The organism is Streptomyces sp. NPDC102514 (assembly GCF_055584525.1).
Genome location: NZ_JBVJLW010000025.1, coordinates 46,280 through 67,275 on the forward strand (window position 1 = coordinate 46,280; position 20,996 = coordinate 67,275).

The 20,996-nt window shown below is 71.7% G+C and carries 15 protein-coding genes and 1 pseudogene; 9 read left to right on the plus strand and 7 right to left on the minus strand.

The genetic code is table 11. From position 1 onward, the window contains the following. Nucleotides 1-50 precede the first annotated feature (50 nt). Together ACZ60E_RS41125 and ACZ60E_RS41130 are read right to left on the minus strand one after the other, a co-directional pair. Nucleotides 51-1,061 (minus strand): universal stress protein, encoded by a 1,011-nt coding sequence (locus ACZ60E_RS41125; RefSeq protein WP_469447293.1) that lies wholly within the window; start codon nt 1,059-1,061, stop codon nt 51-53. Nucleotides 1,062-1,134: 73 nt separating this feature from the next. Beyond that, a pseudogene (locus ACZ60E_RS41130) lies at nt 1,135-3,501 on the minus strand (phosphoketolase family protein); the annotation flags it as partial. A 360-nt stretch (nt 3,502-3,861) separates the two neighbouring features. Here ACZ60E_RS41130 and ACZ60E_RS41135 point away from each other — a divergent pair. From ACZ60E_RS41135 to ACZ60E_RS41145, 3 genes are all read left to right on the plus strand, one after another. Continuing rightward, nucleotides 3,862-4,476 carry an Rv1733c family protein gene (locus ACZ60E_RS41135; protein WP_469447295.1) on the plus strand — a complete coding sequence of 205 codons (615 nt, stop codon included), beginning with the start codon at nt 3,862-3,864 and terminating at the stop codon, nt 4,474-4,476. 239 nt (nt 4,477-4,715) lie between these two features. Beyond that, complete coding sequence (locus ACZ60E_RS41140; protein ID WP_469447297.1) at nt 4,716-5,180, plus strand: Crp/Fnr family transcriptional regulator; 465 nt, start codon at nt 4,716-4,718, stop codon at nt 5,178-5,180. Between the two features lie 131 nt (nt 5,181-5,311). Beyond that, a complete protein-coding gene (locus ACZ60E_RS41145; protein ID WP_469447299.1) occupies nt 5,312-6,010 on the plus strand; it encodes a response regulator in 699 nt (232 codons plus the stop codon). Between the two features lie 108 nt (nt 6,011-6,118). On the opposite strand, the gene ACZ60E_RS41150 is transcribed toward ACZ60E_RS41145, so the two are convergent. Next, complete coding sequence (locus ACZ60E_RS41150) at nt 6,119-8,197, minus strand: sensor histidine kinase (protein ID WP_469447301.1); 2,079 nt, start codon at nt 8,195-8,197, stop codon at nt 6,119-6,121. A gap of 33 nt (nt 8,198-8,230) precedes the next feature. Between ACZ60E_RS41150 and ACZ60E_RS41155 the strand changes: the two genes are divergently transcribed. The 3 genes from ACZ60E_RS41155 to ACZ60E_RS41165 all read left to right on the plus strand — a co-directional run bounded on the left by ACZ60E_RS41155 (nt 8,231) and on the right by ACZ60E_RS41165 (nt 11,595). Continuing rightward, nucleotides 8,231-9,199 carry an acetylxylan esterase gene (locus ACZ60E_RS41155; protein WP_469447302.1) on the plus strand — a complete coding sequence of 323 codons (969 nt, stop codon included), beginning with the start codon at nt 8,231-8,233 and terminating at the stop codon, nt 9,197-9,199. A 314-nt stretch (nt 9,200-9,513) separates the two neighbouring features. Continuing rightward, the gene (locus tag ACZ60E_RS41160) at nt 9,514-10,668 is read left to right on the plus strand and encodes a serine hydrolase domain-containing protein (protein WP_469447304.1); all 1,155 of its coding nucleotides are present in this window, start codon (nt 9,514-9,516) and stop codon (nt 10,666-10,668) included. 180 nt (nt 10,669-10,848) lie between these two features. Beyond that, nucleotides 10,849-11,595, plus strand: coding sequence for a GntR family transcriptional regulator (locus ACZ60E_RS41165; protein ID WP_384809742.1), 747 nt, complete (start codon nt 10,849-10,851; stop codon nt 11,593-11,595). Between the two features lie 96 nt (nt 11,596-11,691). Here ACZ60E_RS41165 and ACZ60E_RS41170 read toward each other — a convergent pair whose 3' ends face one another. After that, entirely contained in the window at nt 11,692-13,890 is a 2,199-nt protein-coding gene (locus tag ACZ60E_RS41170; protein ID WP_469447305.1) for an MMPL family transporter, read from the minus strand. A gap of 111 nt (nt 13,891-14,001) precedes the next feature. Here ACZ60E_RS41170 and ACZ60E_RS41175 point away from each other — a divergent pair, with 111 nt between their 5' ends. Next, a complete protein-coding gene (locus ACZ60E_RS41175) occupies nt 14,002-14,580 on the plus strand; it encodes a TetR/AcrR family transcriptional regulator (protein WP_384809746.1) in 579 nt (192 codons plus the stop codon). 33 nt (nt 14,581-14,613) lie between these two features. Here the strand turns inward: ACZ60E_RS41175 and ACZ60E_RS41180 are convergent, their stop codons facing one another. Together ACZ60E_RS41180 and ACZ60E_RS41185 are read right to left on the minus strand one after the other, a co-directional pair. Continuing rightward, nucleotides 14,614-15,582, minus strand: coding sequence for an anti-sigma factor RsbA family regulatory protein (locus ACZ60E_RS41180; RefSeq protein WP_469447306.1), 969 nt, complete (start codon nt 15,580-15,582; stop codon nt 14,614-14,616). Further along, entirely contained in the window at nt 15,579-16,484 is a 906-nt protein-coding gene (locus ACZ60E_RS41185; RefSeq protein WP_384809749.1) for an MEDS domain-containing protein, read from the minus strand. The genes ACZ60E_RS41180 and ACZ60E_RS41185 overlap by 4 nt, the downstream gene beginning before the upstream one ends. 169 nt (nt 16,485-16,653) lie before the next feature. Between ACZ60E_RS41185 and ACZ60E_RS41190 the strand changes: the two genes are divergently transcribed. Both ACZ60E_RS41190 and ACZ60E_RS41195 read left to right on the plus strand, forming a co-directional pair. Next, nucleotides 16,654-18,726 (plus strand): ATP-binding protein, encoded by a 2,073-nt coding sequence (locus ACZ60E_RS41190; protein ID WP_469447307.1) that lies wholly within the window; start codon nt 16,654-16,656, stop codon nt 18,724-18,726. A gap of 193 nt (nt 18,727-18,919) precedes the next feature. Continuing rightward, the gene (locus ACZ60E_RS41195) at nt 18,920-19,741 is read left to right on the plus strand and encodes an alpha/beta fold hydrolase (RefSeq protein WP_469447309.1); all 822 of its coding nucleotides are present in this window, start codon (nt 18,920-18,922) and stop codon (nt 19,739-19,741) included. 121 nt (nt 19,742-19,862) lie between these two features. Here ACZ60E_RS41195 and corA read toward each other — a convergent pair whose 3' ends face one another. Further along, entirely contained in the window at nt 19,863-20,945 is a 1,083-nt protein-coding gene (gene corA, locus ACZ60E_RS41200) for a magnesium/cobalt transporter CorA (RefSeq protein WP_384809755.1), read from the minus strand. Nucleotides 20,946-20,996 lie beyond the last annotated feature (51 nt).

The window sequence follows — 20,996 nt, forward strand, 5'->3', positions numbered from 1 at the left end:
CCGGCCCAGAGTGCGGGCCTGCCCGTGACCCCACCCCGATCCCGGTGCCGTCAGTCGTGCGGGACCACGGCGACCGGGCACGTGGAGTGGTGGACCAGGGAGTGCGCGGCCCGGCCCAGACCGTCGTCCGCCGCGGAACGGCCGACCACGAGCAGCCCCGCCCTCGTCGACGCCTTCAGGAGATGGTGGCCGACATGCCCGTACACGACCTCCTCCGAGACCTCGGTCTCCGGGAACTTGTGGCGCCACGGTCCCAGGACCGCCGCCAGGGACTGTTCCCTGGCGTCCTGCTCCACGGCCGTTTCGCCGGGCGCTCCCGCACCGCCCGCGCCATCGCGCAGGGGCGACGGCGGCGACAGCGGCGGCAGAGTCCAGGTGTGCACGACGTGCAGGGGCGCGGCCCGGACACCGGCCGCGTCGAAGGCGTAGCCGATGAGTTCGTCGGCCGGTTCTTCCAGGTCGAGTCCCAGGACCACCGGCAGGTACGGGGTCCGGGCGGGCGAGGTGGTGTCGTCGCCCGTGTCGGCCGGTACGCGCTCGTCCAGGGGGAGTTCGCCCGCGCGGACGAGCACCACGGGACACGCGGCGCCCGCGGCGACGGCGAGTGCGACCGAGCCGACCAGGAATCCGCTGAACCCGCCGAAGCCGCGTGAGCCGAGAACCACCGTCTCGGACTCCGTGGCGGCTTCGAGCAGCGCCGGAAGGGCCGGCGTGTCCGTTCGGCGGGCGGCGATCTCCAACGTCGGGTGCGCATAGGAGAGTTGCACGGCGGCCCGGTCGAGGATGCCCCGTTGGAGCTCGCTGTCGGCGGCTGCTGACAGCTCAGGGCCCGGCCGGACGCGTACCCGGGGGCGGCGGGGGCGGGGTACGGATCCGGACGCGGGCGCGGCTCCGGAGGCGGACGCGGCTCCGGAGGCGGACGCGGTGGGTTCGCCGCCCGCGTGCAGCAGCCGCAGGGTGACACGGCGGCGCTCGGCCTCGCGGGCCGCCCAGTCGGCGGCGTCGAGACCGGCGCGGGAGCCGTCGACACCCACGGTGACGGTTCGGATGTCCTTCCTCATGGTGCGGGCCCTTCCCGGTTCATCACGCGCGTCTTTGCGTCTTCTCGTCGTCGTTGGTCGTCGTGGGTCGTCGTCAGCCGGACCAGGTCCACTCGGCGACTTCCGGCAGGTCCGTGCCGTGCTCGCGGATCCAGGTCTCGTGGCGGGTGTGCACGTCGCTCATCCGCTGGCGTACGGCGGCGGCGCGGACGGCGAGGCCCGGGACGCGGTCGATGACGTCCATGACGAGGCGGTACCGGTCGAGGCTGTTGCGGACGACCATGTCGAAGGGGGTCGTGGTGGTGCCCGACTCCTTGTAGCCGCGCACATGGAGGTTGGCGTGGCCGGTGCGCCGGTAGGCCAGCCGGTGGATCAGCCAGGGATAGCCGTGGTAGGCGAAGATCACCGGCTTGTCGGCGGTGAAGAGGGCGTCGTACTCGGAGTCGGCCATGCCGTGCGGGTGTTCGCCCTGCGGCATCAGCCGGGCGATGTCGACGACGTTGACGACACGGACCGCCAGGTCGGGCAGGTGGGTGCGCAACAGCGCGGCGGCGGCGAGGACTTCCTGAGTGGGTACGTCTCCGGCGCAGGCCAGCACCACGTCGGGTTCGCGGTTGCCGTTCTCCGTGCCGGCCCACTCCCAGATGCCCGCGCCCCGGGCGCAGTGGGCGCGGGCCTGGTCCATGGACAGCCAGTCGAAGCAGGGCTGCTTCCCGGCGACGATCACGTTCACGTGGTCGCGGCTGCGCAGGGCGTGGTCCGCCACGGACAGCAGGGTGTTGGCGTCCGGCGGCAGATAGACCCGTACGACCTCGGGGCTCTTGTTGAGGACGTGGTCGACGAAGCCCGGGTCCTGGTGGGAGAAGCCGTTGTGGTCCTGGCGCCAGACGTGCGAGGTCAGCAGGTAGTTGAGGGAGGCGAGCGGTGCCCGCCAGGGCAGCTCCCGCGAGGTCTTGAGCCACTTGATGTGCTGGTTGACCATGGAGTCGACGATGTGCACGAACGCCTCGTACGACGAGAACAGACCGTGCCGGCCGGTGAGGAGATAGCCCTCCAGCCAGCCCTGGCAGAGGTGTTCGGAGAGGACCTCCACCACGCGGCCGTCGCGGGCGAGGTGTTCGTCGGTGTCGAGGGTCTCGGCCTGCCAGGCCTTGCCGGTCGCCTCGTACAGCGCGCCCAGGCGGTTCGACTCGGTCTCGTCGGGGCCCACGACCCGGAAGTTCCGCCGCTCGGACGTGTCGGCCATGATGCGGGCGAGCATGCCGCCGAGGACCCGGGTGGGCTCGTGGGTGCTCGCGCCGGGCTTGTCCACGGGGACGGCGAAGTCGTCCAGGTCCGGCAGGGGCAGTGAACTCAGCAGCAGTCCGCCGTTCGTGTGCGGGTTCGCGCCGAGGCGGCGGGAGCCCTCGGGCACGGCGTCGAGGACGAGGCGGGTGGGCCGTCCCTCGGCGTCGAAGAGTTCCTCGGGGCGGTACGAGCGCAGCCAGGCCTCCAGCTGCCTCAGGTGCTCGGGGTTCTCGCGGACGCCGGCGAGCGGGACCTGGTGGGAGCGCCAGGTGCCCTCGACCGGCTCCCCGTCGACCTCGGCCGGGCCGGTCCAGCCCTTGGGGGTCCGCAGGACGATCATGGGCCAGCGGGGCCGCCCGCCGGCCGGACCCCCGCTCTTCCCGCCGCGGGCCCCCTGCTGGATTTCGGCGATGCGGTCCAGCGCCTGGTCCATCGCCTTCGCGAGCTCCCGGTGGACGCGGCGGGGGTCGTCGCCGGACACGTGGATGGGGTCGTGTCCGTAGCCCCGCATGAGGTCGTCGAGTTCGGCGCGCGGCAGCCGGGCGAGCACGGTGGGGTTGGCGATCTTGTAGCCGTTGAGGTGCAGGACGGGCAGGACGGCGCCGTCGTGCACCGGGTCGAGGAACTTGTTGGAGTGCCAGGAACCGGCGAGGGGTCCCGTCTCGGCCTCGCCGTCCCCGATCACACACGTGACCAGGAGGTCCGGGTTGTCGAAGGCGGCCCCGTAGGCGTGGGTGAGCGAGTAGCCCAGCTCGCCGCCCTCGTGCAGGGAGCCCGGGGTCTCGGGGGCGACATGGCTGGGGACTCCGCCGGGAAAGGAGAACTGCCGGAAGAGGAGTTCCATGCCGGCGGCGTCCCGGGTGACGTCCGGGTACGTCTGGGTGTAGCTGCCTTCGAGCCAGGAGTTGGCGAGGACCGCGGGGCCGCCGTGGCCGGGGCCCCACACACAGATCGCGTCGAGGTCGCGCTCGGCGATGACACGGTTGAGATGGGTGTGCACCAGGTTGAGGCCGGGCGAGGTGCCCCAGTGTCCGAGCAGCCGCGGCTTGATGTGTGCGGCCGTGAGCGGCTCGGTCAGCAGCGGGTTGCCGAGGAGGTAGATCTGACCGACGGCCAGGTAGTTCGCGGCACGCCAGTGCGCGTCGAGCGCCGCCATGCGGTCCTTGGCCATGGTGAGGGACTCCTGTTCCGAGGGCTACGGGGGTAATGGGGGTTACGGGGACTACGGGGGTTCCGGCAGTTGCGATGGTTCGGAGGGGGTGGGACGCGGGTTCCACACGGGGCGCCGATCAGTCGTGGAAGGACGGGTTGTTCGGCCGTTCGTGTCGGTGGCCCCCGCTCCGTGCGGTGGCCGTCGTGTCCGGTGGTGGGCCCTGCTACGAGCACCCTCGTGACGTTCGCACCGACCGGCGAGCGGGCGGGAGTGGCAAACCGGCCCCTGGGAGGGTCCGTTCGGCCTACACGGGGCACACGCACGGTGTACGGCAGTGGCTCGGGCGGCGCGGCACGGTCGCGGGTGCTGAGGAGGCGGGACATGCGGACACGGGAACAGCGGGCGAGCGAGAAGCGGGCGCGGGTGATCGGGCGGCGTTGGCGCCACAATCCGCTGTGCCGTCGTACGGACGTGGTGGAGGCGTGGACCGCGCTGGTCGTCTCCGTCGTGCTGTGGGCCGGCGCGCCGCTGGCCGGGCTGGCGGTGGGCTGGTGGGCGTACGAGGGGGCGCGGTCCACGGCGGTGGAGCAGCGGGCCGAACATCACCGGGTCCTGGCGGAGATCGTCGAGGGGTCGTACGCCTCCGCGCCCACCGGCGAGGGGGACCGGCGGCCGGTCAAACGGGTGAACGTCCGCTGGTCGGAGCCGGGCGAGCGGGCGCGTACGGGTGAGACCCGGGTGCACGCCGGAGCCGGGGTCGGCGACCGCACGTACATCTGGCTGGACCGCCAGGACCGGATCGTCCCGGCGCCGACGAGCGACACGGTGGTCTGGCAGCACACGCTGGCGGTGGGTGCCTGTGCCGCGGGGGTGGCCGCGGCCGGCGTACTGGCCCTGCACGCCCTGGTACGCCGGGTCGCCGCGCGTCGGCGGCTGGCCGAGTGGGAGCGGGAGTGGGCCCGTTTCGGGCCCGAATGGGCGCGGGACCGGACCTGACGGCCGGGGCGGGACGGGCCGAACGGCGACGGAGGCAACTGACCGGGCGCCGGTGAGGACGACGAGTCGGGCGGCGACGAAAGTGGTCCGTCCGTCCATGACGACCGGGCCGACCAGCCCTGGAACGGGACCTAATGGCCCCTGCCGGGACCGGTTGGTCCCTGTCCCCGGAGGGCGGCGCCCGGGACCCTGGAGGTGTCCCGACGCGGTGTTCGCGGCACTCCAGAAAGGGGACCCGCATGCTCTCACCCTCCACTCCCCGACTGTCCGAGGCCCTGCACGCCGAGCAGACGCACCGCCTGATGCGGCTCGCACGGGAGGTGTCGTTCGCACCGGGCACACGCCTCTTCGAGGAAGGAGGGCGGGCCGACCACTTCTGGATCGTGCGCACCGGAACCGTAGCCCTCGACCTGCGCGTTCCCGGCCACAACTCCCCCGTCATCGACACCCTCGGCCACGGTGAACTCGTCGGCTGGTCCTGGCTGTTCCCGCCCTATGTGTGGCAGCTGGGCGCGGAGGCCGTGTCCGCGGTCGAGGCGTACGAGCTGGACGCGTCGACCGTACGTCTGATGTGCCAGTCCGACCCCGCCCTCGGCACGGCGGTCGGGCAGTGGGTGGGACGGGTGCTCTCCCGGCGCCTGCACGCCGCCCGCACCCGGCTGCTCGACCTGTACGCCGCCAACGGCAGCGGTGCTCCCCGCTGAGCCTCCGCAGGGGACCGTTCGGCCCCTGTCGGGTCTCCCGCCCGGTGCGCGACGCTCGATCGGGACACCGCAGCTCTGCTCAGCCCAACCCAACCGCCCTCAGCCCAGCCCAGTCCCAGGAAGTCGTGGTCATGGCCGACCGTCAGAACGCGCCCGGCGGCGCACCGGTCCGGATCTTCCTGCTCGACGACCACGAGGTCGTGCGCCGGGGACTGCACGATCTGCTGGACGCCGAGCCCGACCTGGAGGTCGTCGGGGAGGCCGCCACCGGCGCACAGGCGCTGGTACGCGGACCGGCGCTGCGGCCCGACGTGGCGATCCTGGACGTCCGGCTCCCCGACAGCGACGGCATCACCGTCTGCCGTGAACTGCGTTCGCGGATGCCCGAGTTGGCCTGTCTGATGCTGACGTCCTTCGATGACGACGACGCGTTGCTGGACGCGATCATGGCGGGGGCGGCCGGTTACGTCCTCAAGCAGATCAAGGGCTCCGACCTGATCTCGGCGGTCCGCACGGTCGGGGCGGGGCAGTCGATGCTCGATCCGGCGACCACCGGCCGGCTCATGAACACGCTGCGGGCCCCGGCGGGCGACACCCCGGCCGCCGACGACGCGCGGCCGGCGGGCCTCACGGAGCGCGAGCGCGAATTCCTCGTCCTGATCGGCGAGGGGCTCACCAACCGGCAGATCGGCCAACGGCTCTACCTCTCCGAGAAGACCGTCAAGAACGGCATCTCCCGGCTGCTGGCCAAACTGGGCGTGGAACGGCGCATCCAGGCAGCGGTGCTCGCGGCGCGACTGCCGCCTCCTCGCCGGAAAGGCGAACGGTGAGATCGGAGCGCGTGCGCGCCGAGTGGCGTCGACCGCTCATGACGCACCGATCGCTCATGACGCACTGATCGCTCGCGGCTCGTCGGTCGCTCACAGCGCGTCGGTCACTCACGGCGGGTCGGTCACTCGCGGTGTTTCGGGCGCCCGGTGGGTTTCCAGCGGAACCCGCCACGTCAGCCTCGTACCGCTGCCTCCGCTGTCACTTCTGTCGTCGCTCTCGACACCGCCGTCGACGCGCTCCTCGCGTGTCTGACTGCTCGTCAGCAGCAGGTCGCCGCCCCGGCGTCGGGCCCGTTCCGCGAGGTTGCGCAGGCCGCTGCGGCGGCCGTCGGCGCCGGTCGGCATTCCGGTGCCGTCGTCGGTGACGGTGAGCGTGAGGTGGCCGTCGCGCACGACGAGGGCGACGTCCACCGCGGTGGCCTTCGCGTGCCGGGCGACGTTGGTCAGTGCCTCTCCCACCACGGCCACGACGTCCTCGGCGACATCACCGGGTACGTCGACGTCGAGCAGCCCCTCCATGCGCAGGGACGGGGTGAAGCCCAGGACCGCCGCCGCTTCCTCCAGGGCGCGCACGACCCGGACCCGCAGCCCCTCGGCCGCCGTCTCGTGGGCGCGCAGGCCGAAGATGGTGGACCTGATGATCTTTATGGTGTCGTCGAGGTCGTCGACGGCCCGGCCCAGCCGGTCGGCGGCCTGCGGATGCTGGACGAAGCGCTGCGCGCTCTGCAGGGTCATGCCCGTCGCGAACAGCCGCTGGATCGCGAGGTCGTGCAGGTCACGGGCGATGCGGTCGCGGTCCTCCAGCAGGCTCAGCTGCTCGGCGTCACGCCGCCGGTCCGCCAGCTCCATGACGAGTGCGGCCTGTCCCGCGAAGTTGAGGAGCGACATGGTCTCCCGCTCGTTGAACGGCGGGCGGCCCGCGCCACGGGCCAGCATCAGGACGCCGCGCAGACCGTCGTTCGTCCCCAGGGGCACGGCCACGGCGGGACCGAGTCCGTCCCAGCGGTCGGGTCCGTAGGTGATCCTCGTGTCCTTGCGTACGTCCGTCGTGGTGACGAGTGTGCCCGCCGTGAGCGCGGCGCCCGCGAAGGTCCCCTCCCGGGGCAGCAGCAGGCCCAGATGCATCTCGGCCTGCCGGCCGCGCGCCAGCGCTCCGCGCAGATCGCCGGTGCCCTCCACGATCAGGTCGACGACGCCGAGGTCGGCCGCGGTGATCTCCCGGGCGCGGTCCAGCATCACTTCCAGGACCTGTTCCTGGGGCACGTTCGAGAGAAGTTCGCTGGTGATCTCCGCGCCGGCCGCCAGCCAGCGTTCCCGCAGTCTGACCTGTTCGTAGAGGCGGGCGTTCTCGATGGCCACGCCGGCCGCCACGGCCAGCGTCGACAGGACGGCCTCGTCCTCCGGGTCGAACTCCCCGCCGCCGCGCTTCTCGGTGAGGTAGAGATTGCCGAAGATCGTGTCGCGGACGCTGATCGGTACGCCGAGGAAGGTGTGCATCGGCGGGTGGTGGGGCGGGAAGCCGGCGGACGCCGGGTGGTCGGAGAGTTCGGCGAGGCGCAGCGGCTCGGGGTGCCGGATGAGTTCACCGAGGAGCCCGTGTCCGGCGGGCAGTTCGCCGATCAGCGCCCGTTTCTCGTCGCTGATGCCCACCGGCACGAACTGGTCGAGCTGTCGCTGCTGACCGATGACGCCGAGGGCGCCGTACTCCGCGTCGACCAGCACGATCGCGGACTCGACGATCCGGCGCAGCACCTGCGCGAGGTCCAGTTCGCGGCCCACCGACAGGACGGCCTCCAGGAGTCCCTGGAGCCGGTCCCGGGTGCCGCGGACGGTTTCGATACGCCCCTGGAGCTCGTCGAGCAGTTCGTCGAGCCGCAGCTTCGGCACCTGCTCCCGGGTGCCACGGCCGTCTGCTCCGCGACGGCCCTCGCCACCGCAGCCCTCCCCGCGACCGCCTTCTCCACGGTCCACTTCTCCACGGTCGACTTCACCGTGGCCGCTCTCACCGCTCCCGTATCCGCCCCCGGCCATGGGCCCCTCCACATCGGGAGCCGACGAGACGTCATCCCCCGGTCTCTCACCGTAACCGGTGAACGCGGCGGTGGCATCGCGGAGTCGGGCCACTCGTGCCGGGTCCGACGGCATGGCCTGGCGGCCTTCGGGCACCACCCGTACGGTGTGGATCATCCGCACCCTCATTCGTAGCAAAGGCGGTCCTCCATGGCCTTGTTCGACCTTCCTCTCGATCAGCTGCGGGACTATCGCAGCGCGTCCGTGGAGCCCGAGGACTTCGACGCCTTCTGGGGAAAGACGCTGGCGGAGGCGCGCGAGCACAACCTGGACGCCCGCTTCGAGCCGGTCGAGACGCATCTGCGGAACGTCACGGTGTACGACGTCACGTTCGCCGGGTTCGGCGGTCACCCGGTGCGGGGCTGGCTGATCCTTCCGGCCGGGGCGGACGGGCCGCTGCCCGCGGTCGTGGAGTTCATCGGGTACGGCGGCGGACGCGGTCTCTCGCACACGCATCTGCTGTGGGCCTCGGCCGGGTTCGCGCACTTCGTGATGGACACGCGGGGCCAGGGCGGTGCGTGGGGCGGTGGCGGTGACACGCCCGACCCGGTGGGCAGCGTGCCCGCGTATCCCGGGTTCATGACGCGGGGCATCGACGCTCCGGAGAACTACTACTACCGGCGGGTCTTCACCGACGGGGTACGGGCCGTGGAGGCCGCGCGTTCGCATCCGCTGGTCGATGCCTCACGGACCGCGGTCGTCGGTACGAGTCAGGGGGGCGGTATCTCGATCGCCGTGGGCGGGCTGGTGCCGGACCTTGTGGCGGTCGCGCCCGATGTTCCGTTCCTGTGCGACTACCCGCGCGCGACGAGGCTGACGGATCGGGATCCGTATCGGGAGATCGGGAACTACCTGAAGACGCATCGGGGGCGGACCGAGTCGGTGCTGCGCACGTTGTCGTACTTCGACGGGGTGCACTTCGCTGGGCGGGGGCGGGCGCCTGCGTTGTTCTCCGCGGCGCTGGAGGATCAGACGTGTCCGCCGTCGACTGTGTTCGCCGCGTTCAATGCGTGGGGGCATGTCGACAAGGGGATCGAGGTGTACGACTTCAACGACCACGAGGGTGGGGGGCCGTATCAGGAGGCGGTCAAGTTGGCTTGGCTGCCGGGGTATTTCTGAGCGGGTTGTTGTTGTGGGGGTGTCGGGTGTCGGTGTCGGGTGTCTGCGGGTCGACTGTGGCTGGTCGCGCAGTTCCCCGCGCCCCTTGGGGGGTGGGGGTGAGGGTGGGCTTGTAGGTGCGGGTTCGTCGTGGCTTGGCGCGCCGTTCCCCGCGCCCCTTAGGGGGTGGGGGTGAGGGTGGGCTTGTAGGTGCGGGTTCGTCGTGGCTCGGCGCGCCGTTCCCCGCGCCCCTTAGGGCGGTGCGGGTTCGTTGTGGCTGGGTGTGCCGTTTGCCGTGCCCCCTGCGGGGCTCTGGTTTCGAGGACGGAGGCGTCATGGTTCAGGTCCAGGGGTACTGCGCGGATCGTTTCGTGGGTGTGCGGCGTGCGTTCGAAGAGAACTTTCGTGACCGGGGTGAACTCGGCGCGGCGGTGGCCGTCACCGTGGGTGGTGAGCTCGTCGTGGATCTGTGGGGTGGCTGGGCCGACGCGGCCAGGACGCGGGCCTGGGGGCGGGACACCCTCGTCAACGTGTGGTCCACCTCCAAGGGGCCGACCGCACTGTGCGCACACATCCTGGCCGACCGCGGGCTGCTCGACCTGGACGCCCCCGTGGCCGCGTACTGGCCTGAGTTCGCCGCGGCGGGCAAGGAGTCGGTGCTCGTACGGCATCTGCTGTCCCACCGGGCGGGGCTCGCCGGGCTGCGCGAACCGCACTCGCTGGAGCAGCTCTACGACTGGGAGCTCACCACGAAGCGGCTCGCGGCGACGGAGCCCTGGTGGGAACCCGGCACGGTGTCGGGCTATCACGCGCTGACGTACGGCTTCCTGGTGGGTGAAGTGGTGCGTCGCGTCTCGGGGTTGCTGCCGGGCGCGTTCCTGCGGCGCGAGGTGACCGGCCCCCTCGGCATCGACTTCGGCATCGGGCTGCCGGAGGAGGAGGCCGGGCGCGCGGCCGAACTGGTGCATCCGCCGACCGCCGAGCCCAGCGAGCGGGCGGCGATCTTCAGCCAGTTGGCGCCGGTGGCGCTGGCCACGCTGACGAACCCGGTGGCGGGCGCGCCCGAGGCCAACACGGCGGCGTGGCGGGCCGCCGAACTCCCGGCCGCCAACGGCCACGGCACGGCCCGGGCGATCGCCGCGCTGTACGGGATCTTCGCCGGCCGGGGCTCGTACGGGGCGCACCGAATCCTGTCCCCCGAGGCCGCCGAGCGGGTCCGCGAGGGACAGGGCGCCTGCCGTGACCTGGTGCTGGGCGCCGGTTTCGAGAGCGAGACGGAGATCGGCCTGGGCCTCTGGCTCAGCGGCCCCCACCAGTCCTACGGCCCCAACCCCCGGGCTGTCGGGCACGACGGCTTCGGTGGTTCCTGCGGTCTGGCCGACCCGGAGGCGGGTGTATCCCTGGGGTACGTCATGAACCGGATGGGTCCGCACATCGCCGACGACCCGCGGAAGACGGCGCTCGTCGACGCCCTCTACGGCGCGCTCTGAGAGCAGTGCCGGACGGGCTGAAACCGGCCGATCCGCCGGGACGCACTTCCAGCATGGTTTAGACCAATGCTAGAGATGGTCGCTCACGAGGAACCGCGTCCTCCGGCCCCATGACCAGGGCCGCGGGAGCGCGGGTCCACCGACCGCACGGCTACGTCTTGTCACAAGGGGAGCGCGGACATGGCCCGCAGCACCACGCACGATGACCCTCAGCCGCTGTACTCGCGGATCGCCTCGGAGTTGCTCGGGGCGCTGCGCGACGGATCCGTTCCGCCCGGCGAACGGCTGCCGGGCGAGCGGCAGTTGGCCGCACGGTTCGGAGCGAGCCGGGAGACGGTCCGGCAGGCGCTGGACATCCTTCGCCGGGACGGCCTGGTCTCCACCGACCGGCGCGGCACCCATGCGAAGCTGCCCGGCCTGCCGGTCGGGCACCTCCCGTCGCTCGGCTTTCCGCTCGGCGCCGACACGACTCCGTCCCGCGCCGTCGACCGGGCCACCGTGACCTGGGAGACTCCCCCGCCGGAGCACGCGGCGGCGCTGGGACTGGCCCCGTGGCGGCCGACGCTGGTGCACCGCTACGAGTCCGCCGCACCGGACGGGCACGGGCGGCGGACCGCGGTGACGTCGTTCTCGGCGGTCGCGCTCGCCGAGGTCGAGGAGCTCGCCCGCTACCGCGACCGCGCCGGCGGTACGTCGTCGGCCCAGCTGCGGCGCGTGTACGACTGGATGCGCCGGGCGGGGCTGACCCTGCACCACCGCGACTCCATCACCGGGCCCGGTGACGCCGACTCGGTGCGGGTGACGCGGCAGGTGCACGACCAGTACGCCCGCCCCCTGGAGATCACCGATCTGGTGGTGAACGCCCAGCAGGACGCACTGGTCTACGAGTTCACGCTCCCGGCCGTCGCCGTACCGCACGGGTCGTAGCGGCCGGCCGGACAGCCGTGCGGGGGCTCCGGCCGACGGGTGCCCCGGTCACCGGGTGCGTCCGTCGGCCGGAGCGCCGATCAGCGGGTGCGCCGGTCAGCGTGAGCCGGGAGCGCCCACCGCCTCGCGGTGCTCGTCCTCCTGTCCGGCCGGGGCACGCTGCGGCAGTTTGGCGCCCTCGATGTCCACGTCGGGCGTGACGCGGTCGAGCCAGCCGGGCAGTCCCCAGGCGCGGCGGCCGATGAGGGCCATGGTGGCCGGGACGAGGGTCATCCGGACCACGAACGCGTCGACGAGGACGCCGAAGGACAGGGCGAAACCGATGGACTTGATGATCGGGTCGTGGTTGAAGACGAAGCCGCCGAAGACCGCGACCATGATCAGTGCTGCGGCGCTGACCACCCGGCCGCTGCGCGCCACTCCGTGGACGATGGCCTCGGAGGCGCTGCCCGTCCGCTCGTAGTGCTCGCGCATCCGGCTGACCAGGAAGACCTCGTAGTCCATGGCCAGCCCGAAGAGGACGCCGATGAGCAGGACGGGGAGGAAGCTGGTGACGGGTCCGGCGGACGGGATGTCGAGAATGCCGTTCAGGTGGCCGTTCTGGAAGACCCACACGGTGGCGCCGAGGGACGCGGCGACCGACAGCAGGAATCCGAGGGCGGCCTTGACCGGGACCAGCAGGGACCGGAAGGCGATGGTCAGCAGGATCAGCGCGAGGATCACGATGATGGCGATGAACAGCGGCAGCGCGTCGGACAGTTTGCCCGCGACGTCGATGGCCGCCGCGGTGGCGCCGGCGATGTAGAGGGTGCCGCCCGCCTTGTCGATACTGGGCGCGTTCTCCCGCAGCCGGTGCACCAGGTCGGTGGTGGCCTGGGCGTCCGGGCCGGTCTTCGGCACGACCGCGACGATCGCGAGAGTGGAGTCCTGGTTGGTCACCGGCTTGGCGACGGCGGCGACTCCGGAGTCACCGGCCAGGCTCGTACGCAGCCGGGTGAGTGTCTCGGTGCGGTCGGCGGCCGGGATACCGCCGGTGTCGACGACGGCGGTGACGGTGGCGTTGAAGCCGACTCCGAAGCCCTCGCTCAGCAGGTCGTAGCTCTTGTGCTGGGTGCTCTCGACGGGCTGGGACGCGTATCCGGGCAGGCCGAGGCGGAGATCGCGGGCGGGCAGGGCGAGCGCGAGGAGGCCGACCACACCCACCAGGAGAACGATCACGGGCTTGCCGGTGACCAGGCGGGCCCAGCCCAGGGCCCAGGCGCCGGCGGCGCGCTCGGAGCGGCGCCGGCGCGGGCGCAGGCGCTCGCCGAACATGCCCAGCACCGCGGGCACCAGGCTGATGGCGATGAGCACGGCGAGCAGGACGGTCACGGCGGCGGCCAGGCCCATGATCGTGAGGAACGGGATGCCGGTGACCGCCAGCGCGGAGAGCGCGATGATGACGGTCGCTCCGGCGAAGACGACGGCGCCGCCCGCGGTGGCGACGGCCCGCGCGATGGAGTCGTCGACGTCCATGTCGGGGTCGGCGAGCTGTTCCCGGTGGCGGGAGAGGATGAACAGGGCGTAGTCGATGCCCACCGCCAGGCCGATCATGAGGGCGAGCACGGTGGCGGTGCTGGTCATCTCCACGAAGCGGGAGACGAACTGGACGCCCAGGACGCCGATCGCGACCCCCACGACGGCGGTCAGCAGCGGGAGACCGGCCGCGATCAGTGAGCCGAGCGCGAGGGCCAGGACGGCGAAGGCGATGACGACGCCCACGATCTCCGCCGGGCCGCCGACCTCGGTCTGCGGCTGCATCGCCGAGCCGCCGAACTCGACTTCGAGACCGGCGTCCCGGGCCTGCTCCATCGCGTCCGACAGGGCGTCCTTGGACGTCTGGGGCACGCTGTCGGCCGCCTGGCGGAACATGACGTCGGAGTAGCCGATGCGCCCGTTCTGCGAGACCGTCCCGGTCCCGGCCGGGTCGGAGACGTTCACGACGCCGGGCACCCCGGCGGCCTTCTTCAGGCTCGCGGTGAGGGCCGCGTCGGCCTTGGAGTCACTGAGCGTGTCTCCCTCGGGCGCGGCGAAGACGACTCGGGCGACCCCGCCCGCGGCGGCCGGGAGCTTCTCCTTCAGCAGTTCCTGGGCCTTCTGGGACTCGATCCCCGGCACCGAGAACTCGGTGCTCACCTTGCCGTGCAGGGTGATCCCGAGTCCTCCGACCACGGTGAGCAGCAGCAGCCAGACGGCCAGGACCCTGCCCCGGCGGCGTACCGCCCATCGTCCCCAGGTGTACAGGCGTGACGCCATAACCCGTCTTCCTCCCTCTCCCCGCAGGCCCCGATCGGACCGCGACATCTCTACACCCTAAGGCATTTTTACAGCCTGATGTAAATTAACCATGAGTGGTAAAGTGGTGCCATGATGAGCGACGGCCTACGGGAACGCAGCAAGGCGCGACGCCGGGAGGCGATCGTCCGCGCGGCCTACGAGCTGTTCGCCGACCGCGGGTTCGAGGCGACGACGATCGCCGACATCGCGGCGGCGGCCGAGGTCTCACCTCGTACAGTGACCCTGTATTTCCCTTCGAAACTGGAACTGGCGATGTCGGAGTTCGACTCCGTCACCGACCAGGTCAGGGCCGCCGTGCACGACCGGGAGCCCGGCCTGACGATCCTGGACGCGCTGGAGCGCTGGCTGCGCGCGGAGATCGCCGAGCCCAAGGGCATGGCCGATCTCACCGACCGCGTGCTGGAGCTGAACCCGCAGTTGCGCGCGGTGGCCGAGGCGCGGCTGACGGAGGTCATCAAGTTCGGCGCGAAGATCCTCGCCGAGGAACAGGGCAGTTCTCCCGACGACTTCGGACCGCGCATGGCGTCGGCCGCCGCCGCCGCGGTGATCAGCGAAGTCTGCTATCGGCCCCAGGAGGCCGACATCGACACGGCGATGGCCTTCCTGCGCGCCGGACTCGCGACCCTGCCGTCCGGCCCGGCCTCCTGAGGGACGCGCCCCGCGACCGCCGTCGCAGGGCGGTCACACGGTCACCGCTCTCTTGAAATACAGGCGCACGACCGAGCCCGTGGGATCGAAGGTCTCCGTGAGCAGATCGCTCAACTGACGCACCACCCACATCCCGTGGCCACGCACGGCCCCGCGGTCGGGTGGCAGATGCCCGGGGAAGGGCGGCGCCGGAATCAGCCTCGCCGTACCGATGTCGGAGACCTCGCAGATCACGTACTCGACGTCGTTGCGCAGGCGCAGAACGCCCCGGCCGCCCCCGTGGCGTACGGAGTTGGCCATCACCTCGTGCACCGCGGCGACCATGTCGTGCGTCCGCTGCTCGGGCACCCCCAGGTCACGGGCGTAGCTGCGCAGGGCGTGCCGTGCGTGCGCGGACCGGTCGCGGCCGAAGGGGATGTCGTCATGGCCGGCCGGCAGTGCACCGGACTCCGCCGCGTCGCACTCTGCGCAGAAGTCGGCCGGATCCGTGTAGCGGTCACTGACCGTCGTCTCCCCTGTCCCCAGGGCGAGTTCGGGGTGGGTGCGGGTCGCCGAACGGACCACCGCGGCCGGCAGGACCCGGATGTCGTACGGGCAGAGTATCCAGTGGGCGGTGCCCGCGAAGGCCACGTTGAGCAGGGATTCGTAGCGCATCCACTCGCGTGTCTCGAATTCCGTACGGCCCGGCCAGACGGGCTCGCCGATGATCCGGACCCGGGAAGAGCGGCCCGCCCCGCCCGGGTCGTGCTCCGCGCAGTAGGCGTGGTACCGGCCCAGGGTGCGGGAGGGGCAGCCGTACCAGTCGTCGGCGAGGGCGAACTCCACCTCGCACGAGCGCAGGCCGAGCGCCCGGCCGAGGAGGCCGATGTTCCGGGGCGCCAGGACAGCGAGGACGGTGTCGTCCGCGTACAGGCCGTCGAGGGCGAAGGTGGCCGCGCCGTCGAGAAAGTCCTCGTCCGATCCGTAGCACAGCGCCTGGTGGACGAACCCCGGACGGGTCATGGAATCGCTCCCTCCCTCACGTCCCCCTTGTCCAGGCGCAGACCGGGGATCCTGTCCCAGCCGGTGACACGCATGAGCCGCTGGATGTGCGGGGCGACGCCGTGCAGGACCAGGGTGCCGCCGGAGGTGTGCAGGGACAGGGCCGAGAAGACGAGCAGGCGCAGCGCGCCCACGTCGATGAACGCCAGCTCCCGCAGGTCGAGCCGGATGCTCGTGCCATTGACCGAACGGGCCCTGGCGCGGGTCGTCTCGGCCTGCAGGGCACGGGCCAGGGCCGTCACGTTCGTGTCGTCCACCTCCCCGGCGAGCGCCAGGCCCGGCGGGGCGAAGGTGCGGGTGATGGAGAGCAGTTCGTCGCGCCACACCAGATCGGCGGCGACCCGCCCGTGGTGCAGCCCGTCGAGCGGGGCCAGTTCGACGTCGTCGAAGACCCTGCGGTCGTACTGGCAGATCCCGAGGACCGGCAGGGACGCGAAGACGGGCTCCAGGAGGAGTTCGCTGTCGTGCAGCGTCTTGAGCCCCTTGCCCGCCTGGCCGCGCATGATCTCCATGCTGACGCGCAGGCCGAGATAGCCGTCCCCGACCGCACGGCGTGCCTCGCGGCGGATCACCTCGTCGAGGTCCCACAGCCCTTCGGGCGTCCCCAGGTGCGGGTCCACCGTCAGGCGGCCCGCGGCGAGTTCGTCGTCGACGGCACAGCCGCGGGACTCCAGGAAGGTGAGCGCGAGGTCGGCCGGCAGATCGGCCGGACCCAGCACCAGCCCCCGGTGCCCACTGGCGAGCCCGTCGAGGAGGAACGCGGCGACCACGGTCTCGCGCTCCTCGTCCGCGTCGTAACCGAGCAGCAGATGGTCTCCGGCGCGCATCTCTCCGACCGCTCTGAGCGCGGGCACAACTTCCATTTCCCGCACCTCCCAGATCTCCCGCTCGGTGTGCCGGAACGCCTCCACGCTACGCCCGTCGACACCTCTGCGAGAGGATGAGTACCCGAATTCCGTCACCCGGCCGGGACTCGGACACGGACGTCGCGGAGCGTTAGGGTGACCGCCATCGGCCGGGTGAGGAGGAGCGATGAGCGCCTCGGTACGCAGCGGCAGGAGCGGCAATCTTCCCGCCGAGCCCAACACGTTCGTCGGCCGCGCGGCCGAACTCGCCCGGATCGGCGCACTGTTGGAGTCCACCCGCCTCCTGACCCTCACCGGCCCCGGAGGCGTCGGCAAGTCCCGGCTGGCACTGCGGGCCGCACACACCGCACAGACCAAGTTCCCCGGCGGGGTGTGGCTGGTGGAACTCTCCGATCTGCAGAACGCGGACCTCCTCACGAACGCGGTGGCGGAGGCGACCCGGCTGACGGAACAGACACTGCGCCCGCTGCTGGTGGCGGTCTGCGAGCATCTCGACGACGGGCCGCTGCTGCTCGTCCTGGACACCTGCGAGCACGTGCTCGCCGAGTGCGGCCGTGTCGTCCAGGAACTCCTCGCGCACGTACCGGAGTTACGGGTCCTGGCCACCAGCCGACAGCCGCTGGGCGTGCCCGGTGAGCATCTGCTGTCGCTGGCACCGCTGCCGCTCGGCGAGCACGCCGACGCGGTGGCGCTGTTCACGGCCCGCGCCGCCGCCGCGGTGCCGTCGTTCACTCTGACCGACAGCAACAGGGCCGACGTCGCGGCGGTCTGCGCCCGGCTCGACGGGATTCCCCTCGCCCTGGAACTGGCGGCGGTACGCCTGCGCGGCTTCCCACTCGACCGGCTGCTGCACGGCCTCGACTCCCGCTTCGACCTGCTCGTCTCGCCCGCCAGGCCCCGGCTCGCCCGGCATCAGACGCTGCGCACGGCGATCGGCTGGAGCCATGAGCTGTGCACCCCGCTGGAGCGGCTGCTGTGGGCCCGGCTGTCCGTGTTCGCGGGCGGCTGGGACGTGGAGGCGGCCGAATTCGTCTGCCACGGCGGCCCGTTGGACGCGGAGGAGATCCTCACCCTGCTCGCGTCGCTCACCGAGAAGTCGATCGTCACCCGCGAGAACGACAGCGTGGCAGGCCGCTACCGCATGCTCGACACCCTTCGCACCTTCGGCGCCGACTGGCTGGAAGGCCTCGGCGAACAGGACGCCGTACGCGCCCGTCATCTCGACTACTTCCGCTGGATCGCCCGGCAGGGGGAGGCCGAATGGCTGGGCCCCGGCCAGCGCATGTGGGCCGAACGGCTGAGTGTGGAGCACGCCAATCTGCGGGTCGCGCTGGAGGAGAGCCTGGCGGCGCCGGAGCCCGAGCCGGCGCTCGAACTCACCGGCACGCTCTGGTACTTCTGGTTCGCGTGCGGCTTCGCCGACGAGGGGCGCGGCTATCTGGAGCGGGCGCTGCGCCGGGCACCCGAGGGTGTCCCCGGGCACACCCTGGCGACCTGGACCCACCGGCTGGTCACCGTCGTACCGGACGACGTGGACGCGGCCGAATCCGTGAGCGCGGCATATGTGTGGCTGGCGCAGGAACGTCAACTGCCCATCTCCGCACTGCCATTGACGGGGGCGAGCCTCGCGGTGCGCGGCGAGTCGGCGCGGTCGGCCCTGCTGTACGGCAGCAACACCCAGGGGCCCGGGGCCGGGGGCGGCGCGGAGTTCTTCCAGCTGCTGACGCTGGCCGTACAGGCGTATCTGCTCGCCGGGCAGGGCGCGTTCGAGCGGTGCGCGGTGGTCGCGGAGCGGCTGCGCCTCGACTGTGAGAAGCGGGGGGAGCTGTGGATGCGGGCCTGGGGCGACTTCTTCGTCGCCCTCGCCGGGATCGGGCTCGGGCGGCCGGAGGCGGCGCTCCTCTCCGCCCGCGAGGCGCTGGCGGCCAAGTGGCGCGTCCACGACCGGTTGGGTGCGGCGGCCGTCGCCGACCTCCTGATCGCGGCGGAGACCGCCGCCGGCGAGCCCGAGCGCGCGGCCCGTCTGCTGGGTGTGGGCACCCGGCTCTGGTACTCGGCCGGACTCCCCCAGCTCGCCGACATCGAGGCGACCGTCTTCCGCCGGGAGTACGCCCGCCAGCTCCGGGCCACCCTCGGCGACACCGGTTTCGCCGAAGCCGTGCGCGAGGGCCGCGGGCTGGGCCCGGAGGCGGCGATACGGCTCGCGCTGAACGGCGTACTGGACGAGGCGGATCTCTGACGCCCGGCCGTCCGCTCCGTGAACGCGGCCGGACGACGGATTGCGGAAACGGCTCGCCACCTTAGTGTCGAAAGCATGCCCTCCGGCGAGCACCACGGACCGGGCGGGCGTCGGGCCACTCCTCCAGCCCGAACACGCATGAGCCCCATGAGCCGCATGACCACGCGACGACACGAACAGAGAGGCATCCCCCATGGCAACCTTCACCACCAGCGACGGCACCGGGATCTTCTACAAGGACTGGGGTACCGGTCAGCCGGTCGTCTTCAGCCACGGCTGGCCGCTCAACGCCGACGCCTGGGACGGTCAGGCCCGCCTGGTGGCCGACAACGGCTTCCGTGCCGTCGCCCACGACCGCCGTGGCCACGGCCGCTCCGACCAGCCGTGGCAGGGCAACCACATGGACCGGTACGCGGACGACCTGGCCGAACTCATCGAGGGCCTCAACCTCGACAACGTGATCCTGGTCGGTCACTCGACCGGCGGCGGCGAGGTGACCCGTTACGTCGGCCGCCACGGCACCCGGCGGGTCGCGAAGGTCGTCCTGCTGGGCGCCGTACCGCCGCTGATGCTGAAGACGGCGGACAACCCCGAGGGCACCCCGCGTGAGGTGTTCGACGGCATCCGCGCCGGCGTCGAGGCGGACCGCTCGCAGTTCTACTGGGACCTCAGCGAGTCGTTCTACGGCTTCAACCGGCCCGGTGCCACCGTGTCGGAAGGTCTGCGCCGCTCCTTCTGGCTGTGGAGCATGCAGGTTGGCCTGAAGGCCGCGTACGACTGCGTCGAGCAGTTCTCGGAGCAGGATTTCACCGAGGACCTGCGCAGCATCGACGTCCCCACGCTGGTCGCGCACGGCGAGGACGACCAGATCGTGGCCATCGGGGCCGCCGCCCTCAAGACGGTACAGATCGTCAAGGACGCCACGCTCAAGACGTACCCTGGCGCCCCGCACGGCCTGGTCGGCGAGTTCGAGAAGGCCTTCAACGCCGACCTGCTGGCCTTCATCAAGAGCTGACTGCGACGCACGAGCTGACTCGGACGCACGAGCCGGCATCGACGCCACGAGCCGGCGCCGACGTACGCGCCGACTCCGGCGCACGCGCTGGGCCCGTGCTTCCGCCCCCGCGGGGCCGGGCTCAGAGCCAGCCGTTGCGCCGGAACCCCCGGTGGATGCCCAGGCAGAGGGTGGCGATGACACCGAGGGCCAGCGGATAGCCGTACGTCCAGTGCAGTTCCGGCATGTGGTCGAAGTTCATGCCGTAGATGCCGCAGATCATGGTCGGTACGGCGACGATGGCGGCCCAGGCCGTGATCTTGCGCATGTCCTCGTTCTGGGCGACCGTCACCTGGGCCACATGGGCCTGGAGGATCGAGTCGAGCAGCCCGTCGAAGGCGTTGATCTGCTCGGTGGCGCGGGCCAGGTGGTCGGCCACGTCACGGAAGTACGGCTGGATCTCCGGGGAGAGGGCGACCGGCGGTTCGTGGGCGAGGATCTGCAGGGGCCGGTGCAGGGGCACCACCGCGCGCTTCAGTTCGAGCAGTTCGCGCTTGAGCTGGTAGATCTGGCCGGCGTCGCCGCGGGCGGTGCGCTCGGCGAAGACCGCGGTCTCGACGGCCTCTATGTCGTTCTGTACGGCGTCCGTGACGTCGAGGTAGTCGTCGACCACCTGGTCCGCGATGGCGTGCAGGACCGCCGAGGGCCCTTTCCGCAGCTGTTCGGGCAGGCGCTCCAGGGCCTCCCGCAGCGGGCCGAGGGAGCCGTGGCTGCCGTGCCGGATGGTGATCACGAAGTCCCGGCCCACGAAGACCATCACTTCGCCGGTGTCCACGACCTCGCTGGTCGCGGTGAGCTGCTCGTGCTCGACGTACCGGACGGTCTTGAAGACGGCGAACAGCGTGTCGTCGTACCGCTCGACCTTCGGCCGCTGATGCGCGTGGATCGCGTCCTCGACGGCCAGCGGATGCAGGCCGAACAGCTTGGCGAGGCCGGCGAACTCCTCCTCGGTCGGTTCGTGGAGGCCGATCCAGACGAAGCCGTCCCGGCCCTCGCGGGTCCGGCGGATCGCCTCGCCCGGCGCCCAGTCGCCGGGCTGCCGTCCGCCCTCGCGGTAGACCACGCAGTTCTCCACCGCGCTGCCGAGGGGGGAACGGGCGGGATGGCTGAGGTCCACCGTGCGGCGATAGGCGCGGCGGACCACTCGGCTGAGGTTGCGGATCATGGGCACTGACTGGGCTCCTTCGGTGACCGGGTCAGTGTGCCACCGGTCCGC